This is a genomic window from Amniculibacterium sp. G2-70 (assembly GCF_014353055.1).
Taxonomy (GTDB): Bacteria; Bacteroidota; Bacteroidia; order Flavobacteriales; family Weeksellaceae; genus Amniculibacterium; species Amniculibacterium aquaticum.
This window is the reverse complement of record NZ_CP060698.1, coordinates 2,198,337-2,217,256: the sequence shown is the minus strand read 5'-3', so window position 1 is coordinate 2,217,256 and position 18,920 is coordinate 2,198,337. Positions and strand designations below refer to the sequence as shown.

At 37.3% G+C, this 18,920-nt stretch carries 25 protein-coding genes; 11 read left to right on the top strand and 14 right to left on the bottom strand.

Translation table 11 applies throughout. The features are described from left to right. Positions 1–3: 3 nt before the first annotated feature. Positions 4–1,992: a KUP/HAK/KT family potassium transporter gene (locus tag H9Q20_RS10275; protein ID WP_124639856.1), complete on the top strand. Its 1,989-nt coding sequence runs from the start codon at positions 4–6 to the stop codon at positions 1,990–1,992. 60 nt (positions 1,993–2,052) lie between these two features. Here the strand turns inward: H9Q20_RS10275 and mazG are convergent, their stop codons facing one another. From mazG to H9Q20_RS10260, 3 genes are read right to left on the bottom strand one after another with little or no spacing between them, the layout of a single operon-like run. Then, positions 2,053–2,823: a nucleoside triphosphate pyrophosphohydrolase gene (gene mazG / locus H9Q20_RS10270; protein ID WP_124639980.1), complete on the bottom strand. Its 771-nt coding sequence runs from the start codon at positions 2,821–2,823 to the stop codon at positions 2,053–2,055. Between the two features lie 12 nt (positions 2,824–2,835). After that, positions 2,836–3,411 (bottom strand): RsmD family RNA methyltransferase, encoded by a 576-nt coding sequence (locus tag H9Q20_RS10265; RefSeq protein WP_124639854.1) that lies wholly within the window; start codon positions 3,409–3,411, stop codon positions 2,836–2,838. A gap of 35 nt (positions 3,412–3,446) precedes the next feature. Next, on the bottom strand, positions 3,447–4,163 hold the full coding sequence (locus tag H9Q20_RS10260) for a DUF3822 family protein (protein WP_124639852.1): 717 nt from the start codon (positions 4,161–4,163) through the stop codon (positions 3,447–3,449). Between the two features lie 125 nt (positions 4,164–4,288). Between H9Q20_RS10260 and H9Q20_RS10255 the strand changes: the two genes are divergently transcribed. Beyond that, the gene (locus H9Q20_RS10255) at positions 4,289–4,612 is read left to right on the top strand and encodes a DUF6370 family protein (protein WP_241154715.1); all 324 of its coding nucleotides are present in this window, start codon (positions 4,289–4,291) and stop codon (positions 4,610–4,612) included. A 62-nt stretch (positions 4,613–4,674) separates the two neighbouring features. Here H9Q20_RS10255 and H9Q20_RS10250 read toward each other — a convergent pair whose 3' ends face one another. Genes H9Q20_RS10250 through H9Q20_RS10235 form a run of 4 tightly spaced genes read right to left on the bottom strand, consistent with a single transcriptional unit; the run spans position 4,675 to position 6,500 of the window. Beyond that, positions 4,675–5,172, bottom strand: a complete 498-nt coding sequence (locus H9Q20_RS10250) for a Smr/MutS family protein (RefSeq protein WP_187477658.1) — start codon at positions 5,170–5,172, stop codon at positions 4,675–4,677. 7 nt (positions 5,173–5,179) lie between these two features. Beyond that, on the bottom strand, positions 5,180–5,671 hold the full coding sequence (locus tag H9Q20_RS10245; RefSeq protein WP_124639848.1) for a metallophosphoesterase family protein: 492 nt from the start codon (positions 5,669–5,671) through the stop codon (positions 5,180–5,182). A gap of 51 nt (positions 5,672–5,722) precedes the next feature. Beyond that, a complete protein-coding gene (locus H9Q20_RS10240) occupies positions 5,723–6,013 on the bottom strand; it encodes a thioredoxin family protein (protein WP_187477657.1) in 291 nt (96 codons plus the stop codon). A 10-nt stretch (positions 6,014–6,023) separates the two neighbouring features. Further along, a complete protein-coding gene (locus H9Q20_RS10235; RefSeq protein ID WP_187477656.1) occupies positions 6,024–6,500 on the bottom strand; it encodes a SixA phosphatase family protein in 477 nt (158 codons plus the stop codon). 105 nt (positions 6,501–6,605) lie between these two features. Between H9Q20_RS10235 and ruvX the strand changes: the two genes are divergently transcribed. From ruvX to H9Q20_RS10220, 3 genes are read left to right on the top strand one after another with little or no spacing between them, the layout of a single operon-like run. Beyond that, a complete protein-coding gene (gene ruvX / locus H9Q20_RS10230) occupies positions 6,606–7,022 on the top strand; it encodes a Holliday junction resolvase RuvX (protein WP_124639842.1) in 417 nt (138 codons plus the stop codon). After that, positions 7,019–7,591: a peptide deformylase gene (gene def, locus H9Q20_RS10225; protein ID WP_124639840.1), complete on the top strand. Its 573-nt coding sequence runs from the start codon at positions 7,019–7,021 to the stop codon at positions 7,589–7,591. The genes ruvX and def overlap by 4 nt, the downstream gene beginning before the upstream one ends. A gap of 36 nt (positions 7,592–7,627) precedes the next feature. Beyond that, complete coding sequence (locus H9Q20_RS10220; protein WP_187477655.1) at positions 7,628–8,176, top strand: DUF5606 domain-containing protein; 549 nt, start codon at positions 7,628–7,630, stop codon at positions 8,174–8,176. 76 nt (positions 8,177–8,252) lie between these two features. Here H9Q20_RS10220 and murI read toward each other — a convergent pair whose 3' ends face one another. From murI to H9Q20_RS10195, 5 genes are all read right to left on the bottom strand, one after another. Next, positions 8,253–9,083 (bottom strand): glutamate racemase, encoded by an 831-nt coding sequence (gene murI, locus H9Q20_RS10215; protein WP_124639836.1) that lies wholly within the window; start codon positions 9,081–9,083, stop codon positions 8,253–8,255. Between the two features lie 61 nt (positions 9,084–9,144). Further along, the gene (hemW, locus tag H9Q20_RS10210; RefSeq protein WP_187477654.1) at positions 9,145–10,272 is read right to left on the bottom strand and encodes a radical SAM family heme chaperone HemW; all 1,128 of its coding nucleotides are present in this window, start codon (positions 10,270–10,272) and stop codon (positions 9,145–9,147) included. 47 nt (positions 10,273–10,319) lie between these two features. Further along, positions 10,320–11,270, bottom strand: a complete 951-nt coding sequence (locus H9Q20_RS10205) for a PorP/SprF family type IX secretion system membrane protein (protein WP_124639832.1) — start codon at positions 11,268–11,270, stop codon at positions 10,320–10,322. Between the two features lie 51 nt (positions 11,271–11,321). Next, on the bottom strand, positions 11,322–12,380 hold the full coding sequence (locus H9Q20_RS10200; protein WP_124639830.1) for an RluA family pseudouridine synthase: 1,059 nt from the start codon (positions 12,378–12,380) through the stop codon (positions 11,322–11,324). 61 nt (positions 12,381–12,441) lie between these two features. Next, positions 12,442–13,470, bottom strand: a complete 1,029-nt coding sequence (locus H9Q20_RS10195) for a PASTA domain-containing protein (RefSeq protein ID WP_124639829.1) — start codon at positions 13,468–13,470, stop codon at positions 12,442–12,444. 162 nt (positions 13,471–13,632) lie between these two features. Between H9Q20_RS10195 and H9Q20_RS10190 the strand changes: the two genes are divergently transcribed. The 3 genes from H9Q20_RS10190 to H9Q20_RS10180 are packed head-to-tail and all read left to right on the top strand — an operon-like array spanning position 13,633 to position 15,741. Beyond that, positions 13,633–14,616 (top strand): D-alanine--D-alanine ligase, encoded by a 984-nt coding sequence (locus H9Q20_RS10190; RefSeq protein WP_124639827.1) that lies wholly within the window; start codon positions 13,633–13,635, stop codon positions 14,614–14,616. Between the two features lie 15 nt (positions 14,617–14,631). Continuing rightward, positions 14,632–15,096, top strand: a complete 465-nt coding sequence (gene coaD, locus H9Q20_RS10185) for a pantetheine-phosphate adenylyltransferase (protein ID WP_124639825.1) — start codon at positions 14,632–14,634, stop codon at positions 15,094–15,096. 9 nt (positions 15,097–15,105) lie between these two features. Then, positions 15,106–15,741 carry a trimeric intracellular cation channel family protein gene (locus tag H9Q20_RS10180; RefSeq protein ID WP_124639823.1) on the top strand — a complete coding sequence of 212 codons (636 nt, stop codon included), beginning with the start codon at positions 15,106–15,108 and terminating at the stop codon, positions 15,739–15,741. Between the two features lie 48 nt (positions 15,742–15,789). Here the strand turns inward: H9Q20_RS10180 and H9Q20_RS10175 are convergent, their stop codons facing one another. Continuing rightward, entirely contained in the window at positions 15,790–16,359 is a 570-nt protein-coding gene (locus tag H9Q20_RS10175; protein ID WP_124639821.1) for a tetratricopeptide repeat protein, read from the bottom strand. A gap of 85 nt (positions 16,360–16,444) precedes the next feature. After that, entirely contained in the window at positions 16,445–16,939 is a 495-nt protein-coding gene (locus tag H9Q20_RS10170) for a dihydrofolate reductase (RefSeq protein WP_124639819.1), read from the bottom strand. Between the two features lie 89 nt (positions 16,940–17,028). Between H9Q20_RS10170 and H9Q20_RS10165 the strand changes: the two genes are divergently transcribed. The 3 genes from H9Q20_RS10165 to H9Q20_RS10155 are packed head-to-tail and all read left to right on the top strand — an operon-like array spanning position 17,029 to position 18,873. Next, on the top strand, positions 17,029–17,637 hold the full coding sequence (locus H9Q20_RS10165) for a LemA family protein (RefSeq protein WP_187477653.1): 609 nt from the start codon (positions 17,029–17,031) through the stop codon (positions 17,635–17,637). Then, positions 17,637–18,083, top strand: a complete 447-nt coding sequence (locus tag H9Q20_RS10160; RefSeq protein WP_124639815.1) for a TPM domain-containing protein — start codon at positions 17,637–17,639, stop codon at positions 18,081–18,083. Before H9Q20_RS10165 ends, H9Q20_RS10160 begins: the two co-directional genes overlap by 1 nt. Continuing rightward, a complete protein-coding gene (locus H9Q20_RS10155) occupies positions 18,064–18,873 on the top strand; it encodes a TPM domain-containing protein (protein WP_187477652.1) in 810 nt (269 codons plus the stop codon). Before H9Q20_RS10160 ends, H9Q20_RS10155 begins: the two co-directional genes overlap by 20 nt. Positions 18,874–18,920 lie beyond the last annotated feature (47 nt).

Here is an 18,920-nt window from a genome sequence, read left to right as displayed (position 1 = left end):
AAAATGGCAAAAAGCACTGAAGGGGGTCATCATTTTGACACCAAAAAATTAACTTTTATTGGAGTACTTGTTTCTTTAGGCATCGTCTTTGGAGACATCGGAACCTCTCCTCTCTATGTAATGAAAGCCATCGTTTCGGCTTTTAAATCCGGATCAGCCCTGCCTTTTGATGAATACATCGAAGGAGCGCTATCTTGTGTTATCTGGACACTCACCTTACAAACGACCATCAAATATGTCATCATCGCACTTCGCGCTGATAACAAAGGCGAAGGCGGTATTTTGGCTCTCTTTTCTTTGGTGAAAAATTTAAAAAAAGGATGGCTTTACCTGATTGCCATTGTCGGCGCAGCGGCTTTGGTGGCAGACGGAGTCATCACCCCTTCATTAACCGTGATGTCGGCTATTGAAGGTTTACAAATCTACAACCCGCATACACCTGTTGTGCTGATCACTTGTGTGATACTTTTGGTTATTTTCATCATCCAACAATTTGGTACCAGTTTTATTGGAAAATATTTTGGACCTGTTATGGTCATTTGGTTTTTGGTTTTGGGAGGTATTGGCACCATGCATTTGCTAACCAATTTTGAAATTCTAAAAGCTTTCAACCCCTATTATGCGTACAATTTGATTGTAGAATCTCCTAGTGCCATTATTATTTTAGGTGCAGTATTCTTATGTACAACGGGTGCAGAAGCACTTTATTCGGATCTTGGACATTGTGGTAAAATCAATATTCGTGTCAGTTGGGCTTTTGTAAAAATCATGCTGATCCTAAATTATTTGGGACAAGGCGCATGGTTATTGAATGAACATAATGCAGGAAAAACCGTAAGCATCAATCCATTTTTTGGCATCATGCCCGAATGGTTTGTTATTCCCGGGGTTATTTTGGCTACTGCCGCCGCTATTATTGCCAGTCAAGCCTTGATCTCCGGATCATTTACCATTTTTTCTGAAGCGATGTCTCTTAATTTTTGGCCCAACCAAAAAATCGATTATCCATCCGGAGTAAAAGGTCAGATGTACATCCCTAGAATCAATTGGGGATTGCTGCTATTTTGTTTAATTGTCGTTCTACACTTCGAAGAGTCCGGCAAAATGGAGGCTGCCTACGGACTTTCCATTACGGTAACCATGTTGATGACCTCCATACTTTTGGTATATTGGTTGCTGAAGAAAAGAGCCAATAAATTATTGATTTTGGCATTTATCATTGTTTATTTATCCATAGAAATAGGGTTTTTCTCGGCCAACATCATTAAGTTTTTTGAAGGCGGTTGGATTACCGTTGTACTTGGTGGTTTTATCGGGATATGCATGTATGCTTGGTTCAACGGGAGACGCATCAAAACCAAATTCATCACTTTTGTAAAATTGGACAAGTATGTACCCATCATCAAGGACATGAAATTGGACGAGACCATCCCTAAATATGCAACCAACCTGGCCTTTTTGAGCCGTGCCAAAAGAGAAGATGAAATTGAATCCAAGATCATCTACTCCATCATAAGAAAACAACCGAAAAGAGCCGATCATTACTTCATTCTCAACATCATTAACCAAGAAGACCCATATACCTTCAAATATTTTGTGGATGAAATTATGCCGGGAACCATCTACAGAATAAATTTCTTACTCGGTTTTAAAGTAGATCGTAGAATTAACGACTATTTTGATCAGGTACTGAAGGACATGATTGAGGATGAGGTTATTTCCGGAAGAAGCTCGCATCCATCGCTCAGAGATCACAACATCCCACCGGATTTGAAATATGTAATCATTGACAACACTTACATCAATGAAACTTTACTTACGGTGAAAGAAAAAATCACACTCAATATTTATAATTTTGTAAAATACATAGGCAGTGACGATTTCAAAGCTTGGGGTGTATCTCCACACAATGTGGTGGTAGAGTCGGCACCAATTATGGATCAAGAGATTGTAACTCGAAAAATAGAACAGTTGAAGACCAACCACAGATAAAAAAGTAAGGCTACCGAAACAGGTAGCCTTATTTGTTTTTAATGAGAGTAACTTTACAGATTATTTCTCCTCTCTTTTCGCCAATTCCCAGAGATGATCCAACTCGTCAATCGACAATTGATCCAACTGGTATTGGTTTTTTTCCGCCATTTTTTCCATTTTCTGAAAGCGGTTGATGAATTTCTGATTGGTTTTTTCCAGCGCCGTATCCGGATTGATGCCGATGATCCTGGCGTGGTTGATGATGGAAAATAAAACATCGCCCAATTCCATTTCCTTTTTCACAGGATCGTCTTCGTACATGAATTCGGCAAATTCTTCTTCAATTTTTTTCCAAGATTGATCTTTGTTTGGAAAATCAAAGCCCACACCTTTCACTTTATCTTGTATTCTGTACGCTTTTACCAAACTGGGCAAACCTTTTGGAACTCCCGACAAAATGGACTTATTTCCTTCTTTCAGTTTTAATTTTTCCCAATTTTGTTTCACCTCTTCCTCATCAGCAACTTCGACATCTCCATAAATATGCGGATGTCTAAAGATAAGTTTTTCATTCAGCGCATTGATGACATCGGCAATATCGAAAGAGCGAGTCTCTGAACCCAATTTGGCATAAAATACCAAATGCAAAAGCACATCTCCCAACTCTTTTTTTATTTCGGGTAAATCTTCTTTCAGGATAGAATCTGAGAGTTCATAGACCTCTTCCAAAGTCAGATGTCGGAGCGATTGCCAATCTTGCTTTTTGTCCCAAGGACATTTCTCTCGCAAGTCGTCCATAATATCCAGCAATTTACCGAATGCTTCTAATTTTTGTTCTTTGGTATTCATCATCAAAAAAAATTAGCCCTCAGATTGCTCTTCTTGTTGTTCATTTTTAAAAAAAGAAAAACTCACATTGCCGTACTTTCTGGTTTCCATCAACAAAGGATGATCCCATTTCATACGACTTTGATGCTCCAAGATAAACACTCCGTTTTCTTTAAGAAAAGGATTGTTCATCACCGTTGCAACCAATTCATGGTATTTTTCGACTTCCATATCGTACGGAGGATCTGCAAATACTATGTCGTATTGCTTTTTACCTCTTTGTTTTTTTAGCCATTCAAAAACATCGGCTCTTTGGATGTTCAAAGCTAAAGACAGTCCTAGATCTGCTGCAGTTGAATGGATGAAACCCGCATGTTTGGTATTCATTTCAACAGAGGTTACATCCTGACAATATCTGGAGGCAAATTCTAAGGAAATAGATCCAATCCCGGCAAAGAGATCCAACACCGAGCAAAACTCGACATCGTATCGGTTATCTAAAATACTGAACAAGGCTTCTTTGGCAAAATCCGTAGTGGGTCTTACTTCAAAATGTTTTGGTGCAGCTATTTTTTTGGCCTTCCATTGACCACTAATGATTCTATACATAAAAATAATTGTATTTATTAGGCTTTAGATAAAGCTTAATTTAAAATGAAATTTTTTCCCGGGAGATTATCAAAGATAATTTTCAGGTGTTTCACAAACTTTCGAAGTTCAGAAATAAAAGTATCGTTTTCTGTAGTTTCTCCATAGACATAAAAGTAAGTATCTTGGGTACCAAAACCAATTTTACTAAGGGTAAACATGATGAAATACAAGAAATCGACCTCTGAATTGACATCCAAATTGTTGTACAAAACCACTTGCTTTTCGCTAAGGGCAAAAAACTCGCATTGTTGGTGGTATAAGTTGATGTGAATTTCTTTCTTATGCTTGTGCACAAGGGTATTGAGAAACTTTTCGCCGGAAAAATTAAAAGCGACTTCTGCAGATTGTCTTTTTAGTTTTTGATATAAATTCTGTGGAAAGGAATAATAAAATTGAACTCTGAATTTTTTATTGATGGATAGCATCAACTCTTCATTTTCTTGATCTACAGGAGCGTTTAGAGCCAACAAATCGTAACCCAAATCGTGCTGATTAAAGTGATCCGGTGTTATCGAAAAGTGATTGAGCGCAGAAACTACAGAGATTTCTTTGAAATCCTTTTTAGCTAAAACCTCATCTAATTTTTCAGAAACAGAAAATATTTCCTGATCTGGTGCTGGCAAAAACGATTGCTCTTCCAATACGCTTTTATTTTTTAAAATTTGGTACTGAAGTCCGTCTTTTGTAAATAACAATTTTAATTTCTCCATAGGTTGAAAACGCAAATTTATTAAAATAATCCGTCTTATAAAATTCATGATAAAAATAAGTGAGCAATATCATTTGTTGCATGACAAGAAATATAAGTACCTTTAACCCAACAAAATTAAGTACAATGAAAAAATTAGTAGGATTATTTTTAATGTTGTTTTCCGTAATGCTTTTCGCTCAAAAAAAATTGGACAAACAAGTGGTTGAATCCGGATGCGGAATGTGCATCTACAACATGAAAAGCGATAAAGGTTGCGCCATAGCTGTGAAAATTGACGGTAAACCTTATTATGTTGAAGGAGTAAGCAAAAAATCCCTTGGCGATGCTCATGCAGATGATGGATATTGCAATATCACTAAAAAAGCATTGGTGAGTGGAGAGTTGAAAAACAACAAGTTCTACGCCACCAGCTTCAGCTTTGTTGCCGAAGAGCCAAAGAAAAAGTAAACCAAATTATATTGTTAAATAGAACTTCGATGAAGGTAAATGTACTTTTATCGAAGTTTTTTTTATTGAAAAAACACCATAATATTTCCCGATTGTTGCTTCAGGACTTCCATGTGATGTATTTCTAGTCCGACCTGATTTTCCAGTACACGAACGACCATTTGTTGCAGTGTACCATCTCCGATACCGTGGACAATTTCCAATTTTTTCAAACGATTTTCTCTGCAGAAATCCAAAGTGTCCATCAGTTTCTTTTTTTGGATAAACAACCTCTCAAAACTGCTAAATTCTATGGGATTATCCACCAGTTTTTCAAAATGAAGATCCAAAACCAAATGATTTTTATTGTGCTTTTTGGATACAATCTTTTTTACCGTTTCATTTTTTTTATTAACTGTCATATCCGCATACAACGATTTGTCTTTTGGTACCACTTCTTTTTTGGGATAGCGATGGATAAAGCCAAATTCGTCTTTAAAACAGACTACATCTCCCTGACAAGAGGTGACCATCCCCTCCAGATCTTCATCCAATACCGAAACTACATCTCCAATTTTCATCTTAAAATTATCTTGTTCCCAATTCGATCACTTCCAAATCTTTAATTTCATCACCATCGATTACAAACCGCAACAGGGTTCTCATCTTATGCCAACCAACATTACCACAAGCCCCAGGATTAAGGTGCAACAACGAATTATTCTGATCGTACATCACTTTTAGAATATGAGAATGTCCAGAAATAAACATCTTAGGTTGGTGTTTTTTCAGTTCAGATTTTGCAAGCGCGGTGTATTTCCCGGGATATCCACCAATGTGAATCATCAAAACTTTAACATTTTCGCAGAAAAAACTCAATACTTCAGGAAATTCAGCTCTCACGCCAGCATCATCAATATTGCCATAAACTCCTCTCAGAGGTTTTATATTCTTCAGTTCATCGATAACTCCGGAGCCAAAATCTCCGCAATGCCAGATTTCATCTGCTTGTTTGGCATATTCTAAAATCCTAGAATCGATATACGAGTGGGTATCTGAAAGAAGTAAAACTTTGGTCATGATGGGGGTAAAATTAACCAAAATTATACAAAATACAAGTTCAAAATATTTTTACAACAAATCGAGTTGTTGCTTTAGCAGATCTGAAAATTCTTTTTTAGAAATCAGTCCGGATTTTCGCCAAATCTGAACTTCATTATTTATAAGAATAAAAGTGGGTACCGACTTCACATCAAAATGTTCGGCAATGGGAAGATACTCATCTACATCAATGGAAATAAAGTTGATGCTATTACCGAATTTTAACTTTAATTCTTTGATGATATTTTCCATGGTTTGGCAAGAACCACAGGTTTTGGAATGGAACTCGACAAGTGCCGGTAAAGAAGAGGAATGCATCATCCCAAAAAAATTAAATATTTTGAGGTTCGTAGAAGAAGATCATTTTTTTGTCTGCTGCATCAAAATCCGACCACTTGTTGCAATTGATTTCGAAGCCTGCAACACCACAGGTTGGGAAATGAAAGAGTCCTTCGGTAAGGTAATTGGCAAAATTAGAAATCCCGTTGTTGTGCGAAAACATGGCGATGGAAGTATCGCTATCGTCCAAATCGTAGATCACAGACAGGAAATTATTTTCTGAAGGATTGTAAAGTTTTGAATTAATTGTTGAGTCTGTTTCGAAAATTTCGTTGAAAATTTCACAAGTCTTCAGAGTCCTTTTTGCGGGGCTGGATATTAATTTATCAAATTCTAATCCTCGAGTTTTTAAAAATTCCGACATTTTTTGAGCCTCATCTACTCCGGATTCAGCTAAAGGTCTATCGATATCTTCAGTATTTTCGGGCCAATCGCTTTTTGCATGCCGAACGAGAATTAGCTTTTTCATATCATGGTATTTTAGAATAAACTAAATTAAAAATAATTTTCGAAATGCGGACTAAAATAAATCATGCACTCCATATTTTTTAAAATTTAGTACATTTGCAAATCTATGGGACAAATATTAGCACTGGACTACGGAAAAGCGAGATGTGGTCTTGCAGCAACGGACGATTTGCAAATGATTGCCAGCGGATTAGAAACCGTTGCCACACAAGGCTTGATGGACTTTTTTAAAAAGTACTACAGCCAAAATACGATCGATATTTTGGTGGTTGGCCAACCAGTAGATTTAAAAGGAAATATGTCGGAGGTAGAAAATGACATTTTAGAATTCATTAATAAATTCTCGATGGAATTTCCAGAAATAAAAATAGAAAGGATGGACGAAAGATTCACCTCTAAGATGGCTTCATTTTTCATAAGCCAGAGCGGAAAGAATAAGAAAGCCAGACAAGATAAAGGACTGATTGATAAAATGAGTGCTACAATAATTTTACAAAATTTTTTAGAAGTTAGAACAAGATGATATTACCAGTAAGAGCCTTTGGGGATCCGGTTTTAAGAAAAATATGCCACAACATAGACGCCGACTATCCCGAACTGAACGCTTTGATAGACAGCATGTACGAGACCATGTACGGTGCCAACGGCATTGGATTGGCAGCGCCACAAGTTGGCTTAGACATTCGTTTGTTTATCGTAGATGTCTCTCCATTGGCGGAAGATGAAGATTATGCCGATATTGCCGAAGAGTTGAAATCTTTTAGAAAGGTTTTCATCAATGCTCAAATCTTAGAAGAAAGCGGCGAAGAATGGAAGTTTAATGAAGGTTGTCTTTCTATTCCTGATGTTCGTGAAGATGTCAAGAGAAAAGAAACCATCGTGATAGAATATTATGACGAAAATTTCGTTAAAAAAACCGAAACTTATTCGGATATTCGTGCCCGTGTTATTCAACATGAATACGACCACATCGAAGGAGTGCTTTTTACCGATCATCTTTCTCCTCTGAAAAAGAAATTGGTAAAAGGAAAACTTAGCAAAATAACACAAGGGGAAGTTGGAGTATCGTACAAAATGAGATTCCCCAAATAATTATAATTAATAAAATATTACAAAAAATAAAGCATTATGCAGTTAGAGAAAATCATTTCAATTTCTGGTAAACCAGGGCTTTTCAAACTTGTTTCTCAAGTAAGAAACGGATTCATTATTGAAGACATTACAACTAGAAAAAAAGTAAGTATCGGAAACTCTTCACAAGTGAGTTTGTTGGATAATATCGCCATGTTCACTTTCGAGAAAGAAGTTCCTTTGTTCGAAGTATTCGAAAACATTGCAAAAGTAACAGATTTCAAAGAAACCATTCCCCACAAATCGAAAGATGCTGATTTAAAGGATTTCATGGAAAAAGCGTTGCCTAACTACGATACAGAAAGAGTGTACATCTCGGATATCAAAAAATTGGCACAATGGTACAACCTACTTCAAAAAGCAGGATACATCACTCCGGAAAGCTTTGTAAAAGCGGAGGAAGTAAAAGAAACCGTTACTGAAGCTGAGGTTGTTGCTGAAGAACCGGCTAAGAAAACAACTAAAAAAGCAGCTACACCTAAAGCTGAAAAAGAAGAAGCAGCTCCTAAAGCTAAAGCTAAAAAAGCTGTAAAAAAAGAAAATTAATCTCCAATAGATTACCGTATAAAAAATACTCCTTAGAGAAAACCTGAGGAGTATTTTATTGAATTACAGTTTGTTACTACAATAATTTATGAACCAACTGTATGGAATTTCCAAATATTTTCTTAGAAATTTTTTCAAAATTCTTGGTCAGATCCGACAGATAAAACTGATATTCCGGTTGGTTATTTCTAGAATTTAGAAGATTGTTTTTCTCTAAAATCTGCTTTAATTCGTTGGCAACAATATTTGGAGAATCAATAACACGAACTCTATTTCCGTAGAATTGTTTTATTTCATCCAACAACAACGGATAGTGGGTGCAACCCAAAATTAGCGTCTCAATATCTTTCAACTTACTACTACTAAGATAATTATAAATAATAGCATGAGTTATCGGATGATTTCTGAATCCTTCTTCGATCGCAGGGACAAGAAGCGGAGTTGCAAGCTCGTCCACTTTTATAAACTTGTTGTGTTTACGAATGGTTTTCTTGTACAAACCCGTATTTACGGTTGCTTTGGTGGCAATAACTCCAATATTGTTATGCAACTCGAAAGCTACTTTTTCAGCAACAGGATTGATGACATCAATAACAGGTACTTTATCGACTACCAAATCCAAAACCTCTTTCAAAGCATTTGCCGTTGCCGAATTACAAGCAATCACAATGGCCTTACAATTATTTTCGAGTAAGAAATTGGTGATCTTGGTTACATACCCCACAATGGCTTCTTTGGATTTCTCTCCATACGGCAAATGCTTGGTATCGCCGTAGTAAATAAAGTTTTCGTTCGGTAATAATCGTTTTATTTCTTTGGCTACGGTAAGTCCACCAACACCGGAATCAAAAATCCCGATGGGTTGCTGTGCGGAAAGATGGCTGTAATCTTTGGTATTTTTTTTCAAAATGAAAATTTTGTGCAAAATTAATGAATTAAGGTCGATTCAAATTCAAAAGTGTAGAAAATTATTCCAACAAAAACAGATCCGAAGCAATACCATCGGCCATGAACCAATGCTTTTCTGGGATTTTTAGATATCCATTTTCTATTTCCAAAATTCCTTGATCCATTTTGGGTTGAATGGATTGCTCCAAATGCTCCATAAACTTATCGGAAAAATTGGATTTCATCCAATTCAAGCTGAGTCCCCAACTCGTTCTTAGACCTATCATCAAGGCTTCGTTGTATCGGTCGTAGTCCGAAAGCGTTTCTTCTTCTTTCGGTAATTTTTCTTGGTTCAGATCTCGGATGTAATGGATGTTATTGGATACATTCCAACTTCTGGTATTACGGCCATCGTAAGAATGCGCAGACGGTCCGAGTCCTAAATAGGGTTGGTACTTCCAATACGCCGCATTGTGCTTGGAATGGAATCCAGGTTTGGCAAAATTAGAAATTTCATAATGTTCAAAACCTTGATTTTTCAAAAAATCGACCATCCAATAAAATTCTTCATTTTGATGCGACTCGTTGGGAGACGATATTTTTCCACTTTTTATCCATTGGTTCAAAGCGGTTTTAGGTTCAACGGTCAGTGCATAGGACGAAACATGAGGCACCTGAAGTACAATGGTTTTATTAAGATTTTCCTTCCACATTTCTAAATTGGAAGTTGGACTGCCATAAATAAGGTCGATGCTGATGTTTTCCAACCCAATATCCTGAGCTCTTTTGATGGCCGAATCGGCTTCTGAAGCATTATGAGCACGATTCATCAGTTTCAAATCTTCATCAAAAAAACTTTGCACACCAACCGACAATCGGTTAATTCCTGAAGTACTAAGTTCTTTCACATATTTTGCTGTTAGATCATCCGGATTGGCTTCTAAAGTAATCTCGATATTGGAGTCTAAATCAAAATATTTTTGAATTTTTTCCAAGATTCTTTTTATTTCATCCACCGACAAAAGCGAAGGTGTACCGCCACCAAAATACAAAGTCTTTAACCGTTTACTCTCCAACTCTTTCTCGCGAAGATCGATTTCTTTATGGAGCGCCAATAGAAAATCGTCCTTGGAGTGAATTGAGGTTGAAAAATGGAAATTGCAATAACTGCATTTCTGTTTGCAATAAGGAATGTGAATGTATATCATAAAAAAAGCTCCGAATATTTCGGAGCTCAAAATTATTGATTTTTTTCTTAGTATCTGAAACCTCTTCTGTTCAAAACATTCTCGAAGTTGTAACCAACGCCTAACATAAAGCTGTTGCCACCGTATTTTTGAATATCTGACAATCCGATGTTGTAAGTAGCACCGAAAACAAACTTGTTGAATTTTGCTTTAATAACCGGTGAAATCTCAAGAGATTGGTTGTCGTATCTGTTTTGAACATATCTAAAACTTGCACCTGCAGAAAATGAAGTATTGTCGTTATAGAATGTACCCAACAAGCTGGCATCCATTGTTCTGGAAGAGTTGGTATTCAGATTAATCATCGCTTGTGGAGTCACATACATGTTATCCGCAAAATGCCAATCGTATCCTAAGTTTAAGAAAATCTTGATTGGTGAAGGTTCAATACCATTAACGATGGATTGATCGTTGGAAAGAGCAATGTCATTCACGGAAACACCTCCGAATAAATTTCTATAAGAAGCTGCTAAACCTAAATTGGCATAAACCATGAAGATGTTGCTGCCATCTCCTTGCAACAATTGGTCGTTTTGGTTTTCTACATTGATTTTTGTGTAATCAAAATTCATATTATATGCAGAAACACTTGTACCGAATGAGAATTGATCTTTTCTTTCTCCTTCATCTGAAATCGGAATAAAATAAGACAAACCTGCTGTCAGTCCACCCGAAGAAATAGGTCCATTCGCATCTCTAAAAATGGAAATACCGGCACCTAATCTATCATAGATATTTGCATGAACCCCCACGGATTGCACATTTGGGGAGTCATCAAACTTTGAGAATTGTTTTTGGTAATTTAAGTTTACATGAATGTCATCTGTCTTACCGTATTGTGCGGGGTTGAACAAGAAATCACCGTCCAAAAGATATTGTTGATAGTAGGGCAATGTTTCTTGAGCTTGATAGGCCCCCGACATGAAGGCTAAACATACGATAGCATATAGTTTTTTCATAACAAATCTGAATTTCAATTCAACAAATATAAACAAAAACTTGATATAAATTTAATTTTCTAAATATTTTCTCCATTTTTTTACGGCATTCTCCATATCCTCCGGCATTTTGCTTTCAAAATACATTTCTTTTTTGGTGGTTGGATGTACAAAACCCAAAGTATGAGCATGCAAGGCATGTCTCGGCAATACCTCGAACATATTTTGTATAAACTGCTTATACTTAGGCAAATTCACACCACGGAGTGCCACATGACCTTCATAACGCTCGTCGTTGAACAAGGTATGACCAATGTGACGAAAATGCGCTCGAATCTGATGCGTTCTACCGGTTTCCAATTTGCATTCCACCCAAGTCATGTACCGAAATCGTTCTAAGACTTTGAAATGGGTAACGGCATGTTTTCCTTGGCTGCCGTCTTCATAAACCGACATTTGCATTCTATTTTTGGGATGCCTCCCAATATGTCCACGAATGACTCCTTCATCATCTTGTAAATTGCCCCAAACAAAAGCCCAATAGAGCCTTTTGGTGGTACGATCAAAAAATTGTTTGGCCAAAAAACTCAAGGCATATTCGTTTTTGGCAATTACCAAAAGTCCGGAGGTATCTTTATCAATTCGATGCACCAAGCCTACCCTATCCAGATCCGATTTTTCGCCATTTTTTTCAAAATGAAATGCCAATGCATTCACCAAAGTTCCGTCCCAATTTCCAAATCCAGGATGGACTACCATTCCCGGTTCTTTATCGACGACTACCAAGTCCTCATCTTCATAAACGATATTCACAGGGATATCCTGAGGTACGATGACATTTTCTCGTGGTGGATGTGCCAGTAAAACCGAAATTTGATCGCCAGGTTTCACACGGTAATTTTGTTTTACCGGATTGCCATTCACCACAACATTTCCTGCTCTGCAGGTTTGTGAAATCTTATTTCTAGACGAATTTTGTCGGTAAATTAATAAAAATTTATCAATCCTTTGGGGTTCCGTATTTTTATCAACAACAATATTCAGATGCTCAAAGAGTCCGGTATTTTCGTCTTCCAAAGCAGCATTTTCCAATGAAAAATTCTCTTCTAAAAAATCTTCATTTTCTTCCATCTTTTTCTATTCAAAATTAAAACGGCTTCAACTTAACATTGAAGCCGTAGCTTTATATTATTTACTCTACGATAATCTTTTTAGCTTTTGGCTTTTCTACCTTTTTCTCCTCCACCTTAGTTTGCGTTTTTTCTTTTGATGGCGCACTTGCTGACACCGGTTTTGCAGGCTCTATTTTGGTTTCTTGTTTAGCAACCGATGGCTCAGGCTTTGGTTCTGGCGTTGGCTCAGACTTAGGTTCTGGAGCTACGATCACCTCATCATACCGAATCGGAGGCAATGTCGTATCTATTTTCATTCTATAGATAGAATTCAGTTCTTTAATTTTATTGTGCATTTCAGCAGGTGTCTTTTTACTGGCCCACAAGTCGATTTGCATTCCTTGATCCCTGGTACTCATTGCTCCAGGATCTTGGTAATAGACAATATCACCATCGTCTTTGCCACCGTCTTCATGCTCTACCAATCCCAATTCGAATAAATTTTGTTTGATGACCGCCTTGGCTTCTGCTACCGTTAGGCCAACCAAATTCGGGACGGGAATGTTTCTTTTGGGTCCTGCTCCGATCACCAAATTGATGGATGCAAAACGAGGCAATAAAGTTCCCGGTTTCAAATCCTGACCGTTGTAAGTCATTCTAATGACGGCATCTCTTTGTATGCTTGGTTCAAAAAGCGTATCTCCAACCTTCAGCCCCACACGATCCAATTGTCTAAATGCCAAACCTTTGTATCGATCCAAAATATCCGGAACTGCGACAGGAGCCCAAGTTTTTGGGTTTACACGAATTTCTATGGTTCTTCCATTTTTCACATGAGAGCCCGGATAAGGCCAAATTTTAAGCACCTGATACGGTTTGAATTTTGGATCATACTGCAAGCTGTCCACCTCATATTCCAAGCCAGAGTCGTCTAAAATTTTAATGGCTTCGTGCACGGATTTATTCATAACATTGGGCACCTCCACTTCTTTTCCGTGATTGGTATGGATCTCTAACCAGCGAAAGGTAAGCCAAACCAAACCTAAAAAAACCAGAGTTGCAATAATGATATTAAGGAAAACTTTCCAGTGGAAAAGTGATTTAAGCATATTTTTTTGTCTTTAAAACAATAGGCAAATATATAGAAAATTATGAATTTTTATTCTTTCTTTTGTTTGGAATTTAATGAATCTATTTTTATTTAAAAATTTTAAGTACAAAGTATAAAATGATTACTTTTGTGAATATAACGAAAAAATATTTTTCCCATCATGAACAAGAAGAATGTAGCAGTAGTCATGGGTGGCTACTCCGACGAGTATAAAGTTTCGCTAAAAAGTGGACAATTGATTTACGACTCATTGGATCGTGACTTGTACCAGGTTTACAAAGTGGTTATCCTAAAAGACGAATGGTATTTTCTTGATGAAAACGAAAAGAAACATCCCATCAATAAAGGAGATTTTTCCGTAAACTTAGAAAATGGAGAAGCGTTGAAATTTGATGTATGCTTTAACATCATCCACGGGAAACCTGGAGAAAATGGCGAATTACAAGCCTATTGGGACACCATCGGACAGAAATATACCGGCTGCAACTTCTATCAAAGTGCATTAACCTTTAACAAAAAAGATACTTTAGCGGTACTTTCAAAATACGGCGTTCCTGCAGCAAAAAGCATATACCTGAAAAAAGGAAATCCTATTGATGAACAAAAGATTATTGAAGAATTGGGACTTCCACTTTTTGTAAAACCCAACCAAAGTGGCTCTTCTTTGGGAATTTCTAAAGTTAAAAATGCTGAAGATCTAAAAGCCGCTTTTGATTTTGCCTTTGCCGAAGACGATGAAATCCTGATCGAAAGCTTCCTTAACGGAACCGAAGTTTCTGTGGGCGTGGTCGATTTTGGTGGAAAAACCATCGTTTTGGGAATTACTGAAATTGTACCTAAAAATGAATTTTTCGATTATAAAGCCAAATACGAAGGCGAATCCGAGGAAATAACCCCAGCACGATTGGATGATGAAACCCGAAAAAAAGTAGAAGAAATCGCTATTCGTGCGTATGAATCTTTGGGCATGAGCGGATTTTCCAGAAGCGAATACATCATCATGAACGGAACGCCGTACATGTTGGAAATGAACACCAATCCTGGATTTTCCCCGGCAAGCATCCTTCCTCAGCAAGCAAAAATATACGGCATCTCCATAAAAGATCTTTGTGGAAATGAAGTCGAAAAAGCATTAACCAAATAATCCAACCAACAGATTATGAAAATAGCCGTGTTTCCGGGTTCTTTTGACCCGATCACTCTAGGACATTACGATATTATTGAAAGAGCAGCTCCTTTGTTTGACAAATTGATCATCGCTATTGGGCAAAATTCTCAGAAAAAATACATGTTCCCGTTGGAAGAACGAATGGAGTTCATCCGAAAATCTACCGAACATTTCGGGAATATCGAAGTGGATTTTTTCGAAGGTCTAACCGTTGATTACTGTTTAAAAAAAGATGCTCAATTTATATTGAGAGGATTAAGAAACCCCGCCGATTTCGAATTTGAAAAAGCCATTGCACACACCAACAGAACATTGGCACACAAAAAATTGGAAACCGTATTCCTTTTAACTTCATCCGGAAAATCGTTTATCAGCAGCAGTATTGTTCGAGAAATCATTACTCACGGTGGCGAATACGAACTTCTGGTTCCGGATGCCGTGAGGGTCAAAAAGTAATAGAATATAATGCACGAACAACTCAATCAGATTATCGAAATTTTGGGCACCATTTCCTTTGCGATGTCCGGAAGTTTTGCAGCCATGCAAAAAAGGTTGGATCCATTTGGCGTTCTCATCATTGCCTTCGTTACCTCGGTTGGTGGTGGTACTGTAAGAGACTTGCTATTGGATGTTCCTGTTTTTTGGATGCACGATTTTTGGATGTGTGTTTTGATTTTTTCTACTTCAATTCTTGCCATGATTTTTAAATCTTTAGAGAAAAAATTCCGGGTTACCTTATTTATTTTCGATAGTTTTGGTTTGGGGCTTTTCACCATCATCGGTTTACAAAAAGGATTGAATGCCGAATTGCACCCTTTGATTTGCATTACATTGGGTACCATAACCGGTTGTTTTGGTGGTATTATCCGAGATATTCTTTTGAACAGAATTCCACTCATTTTCAGGAGAGAAATCTATGCAACGGCGTGTATTTTGGGTGGATCTACATTTTTGCTTTTAGCAAAACTCTCTGTTTTCTCGTACACTTTTATTCAGATTTTTACCATTTTACTGATTGTCGTTATCCGAACTTTAGCAGTACGATTGCAATGGCAAATGCCAAAATTCTACGACAGGGGTTCTGAAAATATTGAAGCATAAAAAAATCCTGAGAATTTATTTTCTCAGGATTTTTATTTGTCTAATTTTTTAGAAAAACTTTCCTCTTTGTCTCATGTTGGGATTGTGCATGTGTTTTTGCATGGATGGCATTTTCAACTGGTCTTTCATCATTTTTATCTGATCGGTCATCATACCGGCACTGTCCAATTTTCTAGCTTCTTCCAACAATTTTTGTCCTTCTTGTTTTCTTCCGGATGAAATTGCCGTTGCGGCTAAATTTAAAGTAGCCATAGCACGATCTTGCTTCATGTTCAATCCATACTCCAAGGCTTTTCTCATCAAAGGTTCAACTTTTTTCGGATGATCCTGAGCCAGTGTAAGTCCTTGCAAATAATGGAAATACCCGTACTGAGAGCGGTGCAATTGGGATTTGTAATTTTTGATAGAAGACAACCATACGGCAGCTTTAGGCATATTTTGTTTTCTCAGTTGCCAAAAAGCCAATAAGATGTATTCGTTTTTAAAAAACAAGGCAATGGGAAGAGCGGATAAAAGGAATACGACAATCCCCCATCCTAAGTTACGGGTAAAAAACATCATGTAAATTCCCAATACCATTAATAAACCTGCAAATACGAGTTTTATGTATTTATTCATTCTTTATTTTTTTGAAGTGCAAAGATATTAATTTCGCTCGGATACCAAAAGTCAATATCTTGTAATTCTGGACTATTGAGCACTATTACTTTGTTTTAATTCTCTCGTAAGTTCTGAAAGAAAAATCATAAGGATTTTTCTCATCCTTTTCGTGCTTTTCTTCTGCAATCATTTTCCAAATTTTGGGTTGAATTTTAGGAAAGAAGGTGTCGGCTTCAAATTCGGAATCGACAAAAGTAACTTCCAATCGGTCTGCCAATTCTATGGTTTGTTTAAAAATTTCAGCTCCACCGATGACCATTGTATTTTCATCAATTTTTTGAGCAAATTTCAAGGCTTCTTTTAGACTGCCAACAATCAAAATTCCTTCTTCAAACCAATTTTCTTTTCTCGAAACCACGATGTTGGTACGATTGGGCAACGCTTTTCCGATGCTTTCGAAGGTTTTTCGTCCCATGACAATAGGATGTCCTGAAGTGATTTCTTTAAAATGTTTCAAGTCTTTAGGCATATGCCACAACAACTGGTTATCCAAACCTATTTCACCTTTTTTGCCCATGGCTACGACCAATGTTATCATCCGTTTTCTATTATTTTTTGCAATTTTACAAATTTAATAAGATTATTTGTATATTTGATTTCAAAACATTAATTAAAAAAAATCAAACTATGAACAATAAGGGCTGTCTAAGCGCAGGTACTTTGGGTATCGCTCTGATCATTATTTTAGGAATTCTCTTTTTCTGGGGTAAAAACGGATACAATTCTTTTGTAGGAAAAGAACAAAATGTGAACACCAAATGGGCCAATGTAGAAACCGTTTATCAAAAAAGGGCCAACCTAATTCCTAACTTGGAAAGAACGGTGAAATCTTATGCTACTTTCGAAAAATCCACACTTACCGATGTGATCAATGCACGATCCAAAGCGACATCTGTAACCATTGACCCTACCAATTTGACCGAAGCCGATTTGGCCAAATTCCAAGCTGCACAAGGAGAATTGAGTGGAGCACTTAGCAAATTAATGGCTGTGGTAGAGAGCTATCCTAACCTAAAAGCAGACCAACAGTACATCAACTTCCAAAGAGAATATGTAGCGATTGAGAACAGCATTCGTGCCGAAACTGTGAACTATAACGAATCCGTTAAAGACTACAATGTCAGCATAAAAACTTTCCCAAACAACATCTTGGCCAATTTCACCAATTTCAAAGAAAAGCCACTATTCAAGGCTGAAGCCGGAGCCGAAAAAGCTCCAGAAGTATTTAGTGAATAATGAACACGATATTTACAGACCAACAATTGGCGACTCTTGTAGAAGCCGTTCGTATCGCTGAAAACAAATCTACCGGTGAGATTCGTGTGCATATCGACCAAACCACGGACAACCAAAGTACCAATGCCACAGACAATGCGACTGTGGCTTTTAATGTTTTCAAGTCTTTGTGCATGGGAAAAACCAAAGAAAAAAATGCAGTTTTATTCCACATCAATTTTCATCAGCATTACCTCACCATCATTGGTGATACCGGTATTCATGAAAAAGTAACCCAACACTTTTGGGATCAGTTGCACGATAAAACAACGAGCGAATTTGCCAAAGGAAATTATTTAGAAGGCCTAAGACAAGCCATTCTTGAAACCGGCATCGAATTAAAAAAACATTTCCCCATCTTGGGAGAAAACCCTAACGAACTTTCCGATGAGATTACTTTCTCCTAAACTTTTATTTTTTGCATTCATCCTATTTTGTGGGGCAATTTTGCATGCACAATTTCAAGTTCCGCAAAAACCGGAAACACTTTATCCCGTTTATGACGAAACCGGTACTTTGGATGAACGCGAGAAAGCAACACTTAATGAAAAGCTCATTCGTTTTAACGATTCTACATCCGTACAGATTGAGGTGGTCATACTGCCAACGACCAATGGCGAAGATGTTAATTTTGCTGCTTGGGAAATTGGAGAAAAATGGGGCATCCGAAACAAAGATCAAAAAAACGGCATCGTTTTTCTTATTGCCAAAGACGATAGAACCATGTCCATACAACAAGGACGAGATGCCGAGCAATACATAACAGCATCCATTGCAGGACAGATTTTGGATTATTTGGTAACTCCACATTTCAAAGATGGAGATTTCTACACCGGAATAGACCAAGGGACCAATGCCATAATGGACGCCGTTCGAGGAAAATATCAACCCATAAAAAAAGAAAATACCGATGCGGGTTCTTTTGATGCTTTTACTTTTATCTTGGTGGTTGCCTTTATCATTTTCTTGCTCATCGTCATTTCAAAAAATAACGGTGGAAAAGGCGGAAACTATTATGATGACGAAGATGTAATCATCTCCAGAAGAGGTCGTAGAAGTTATCCCGGCGGCTTCTTCCCATTCCCGGGAAGTTTTGGCGGTGGAGGTTTCGGAGGAAGCTCCGGCGGTGGCTTTGGCGGTTTCGGTGGCGGTGGCTCAGGAGGTTTTGGCGGTGGTGGCGCTTCAGGAAGCTGGTAGGGTACTTAAAATATTGTATAGACCAAAAGCAGTTCAAGCAAAAAAGT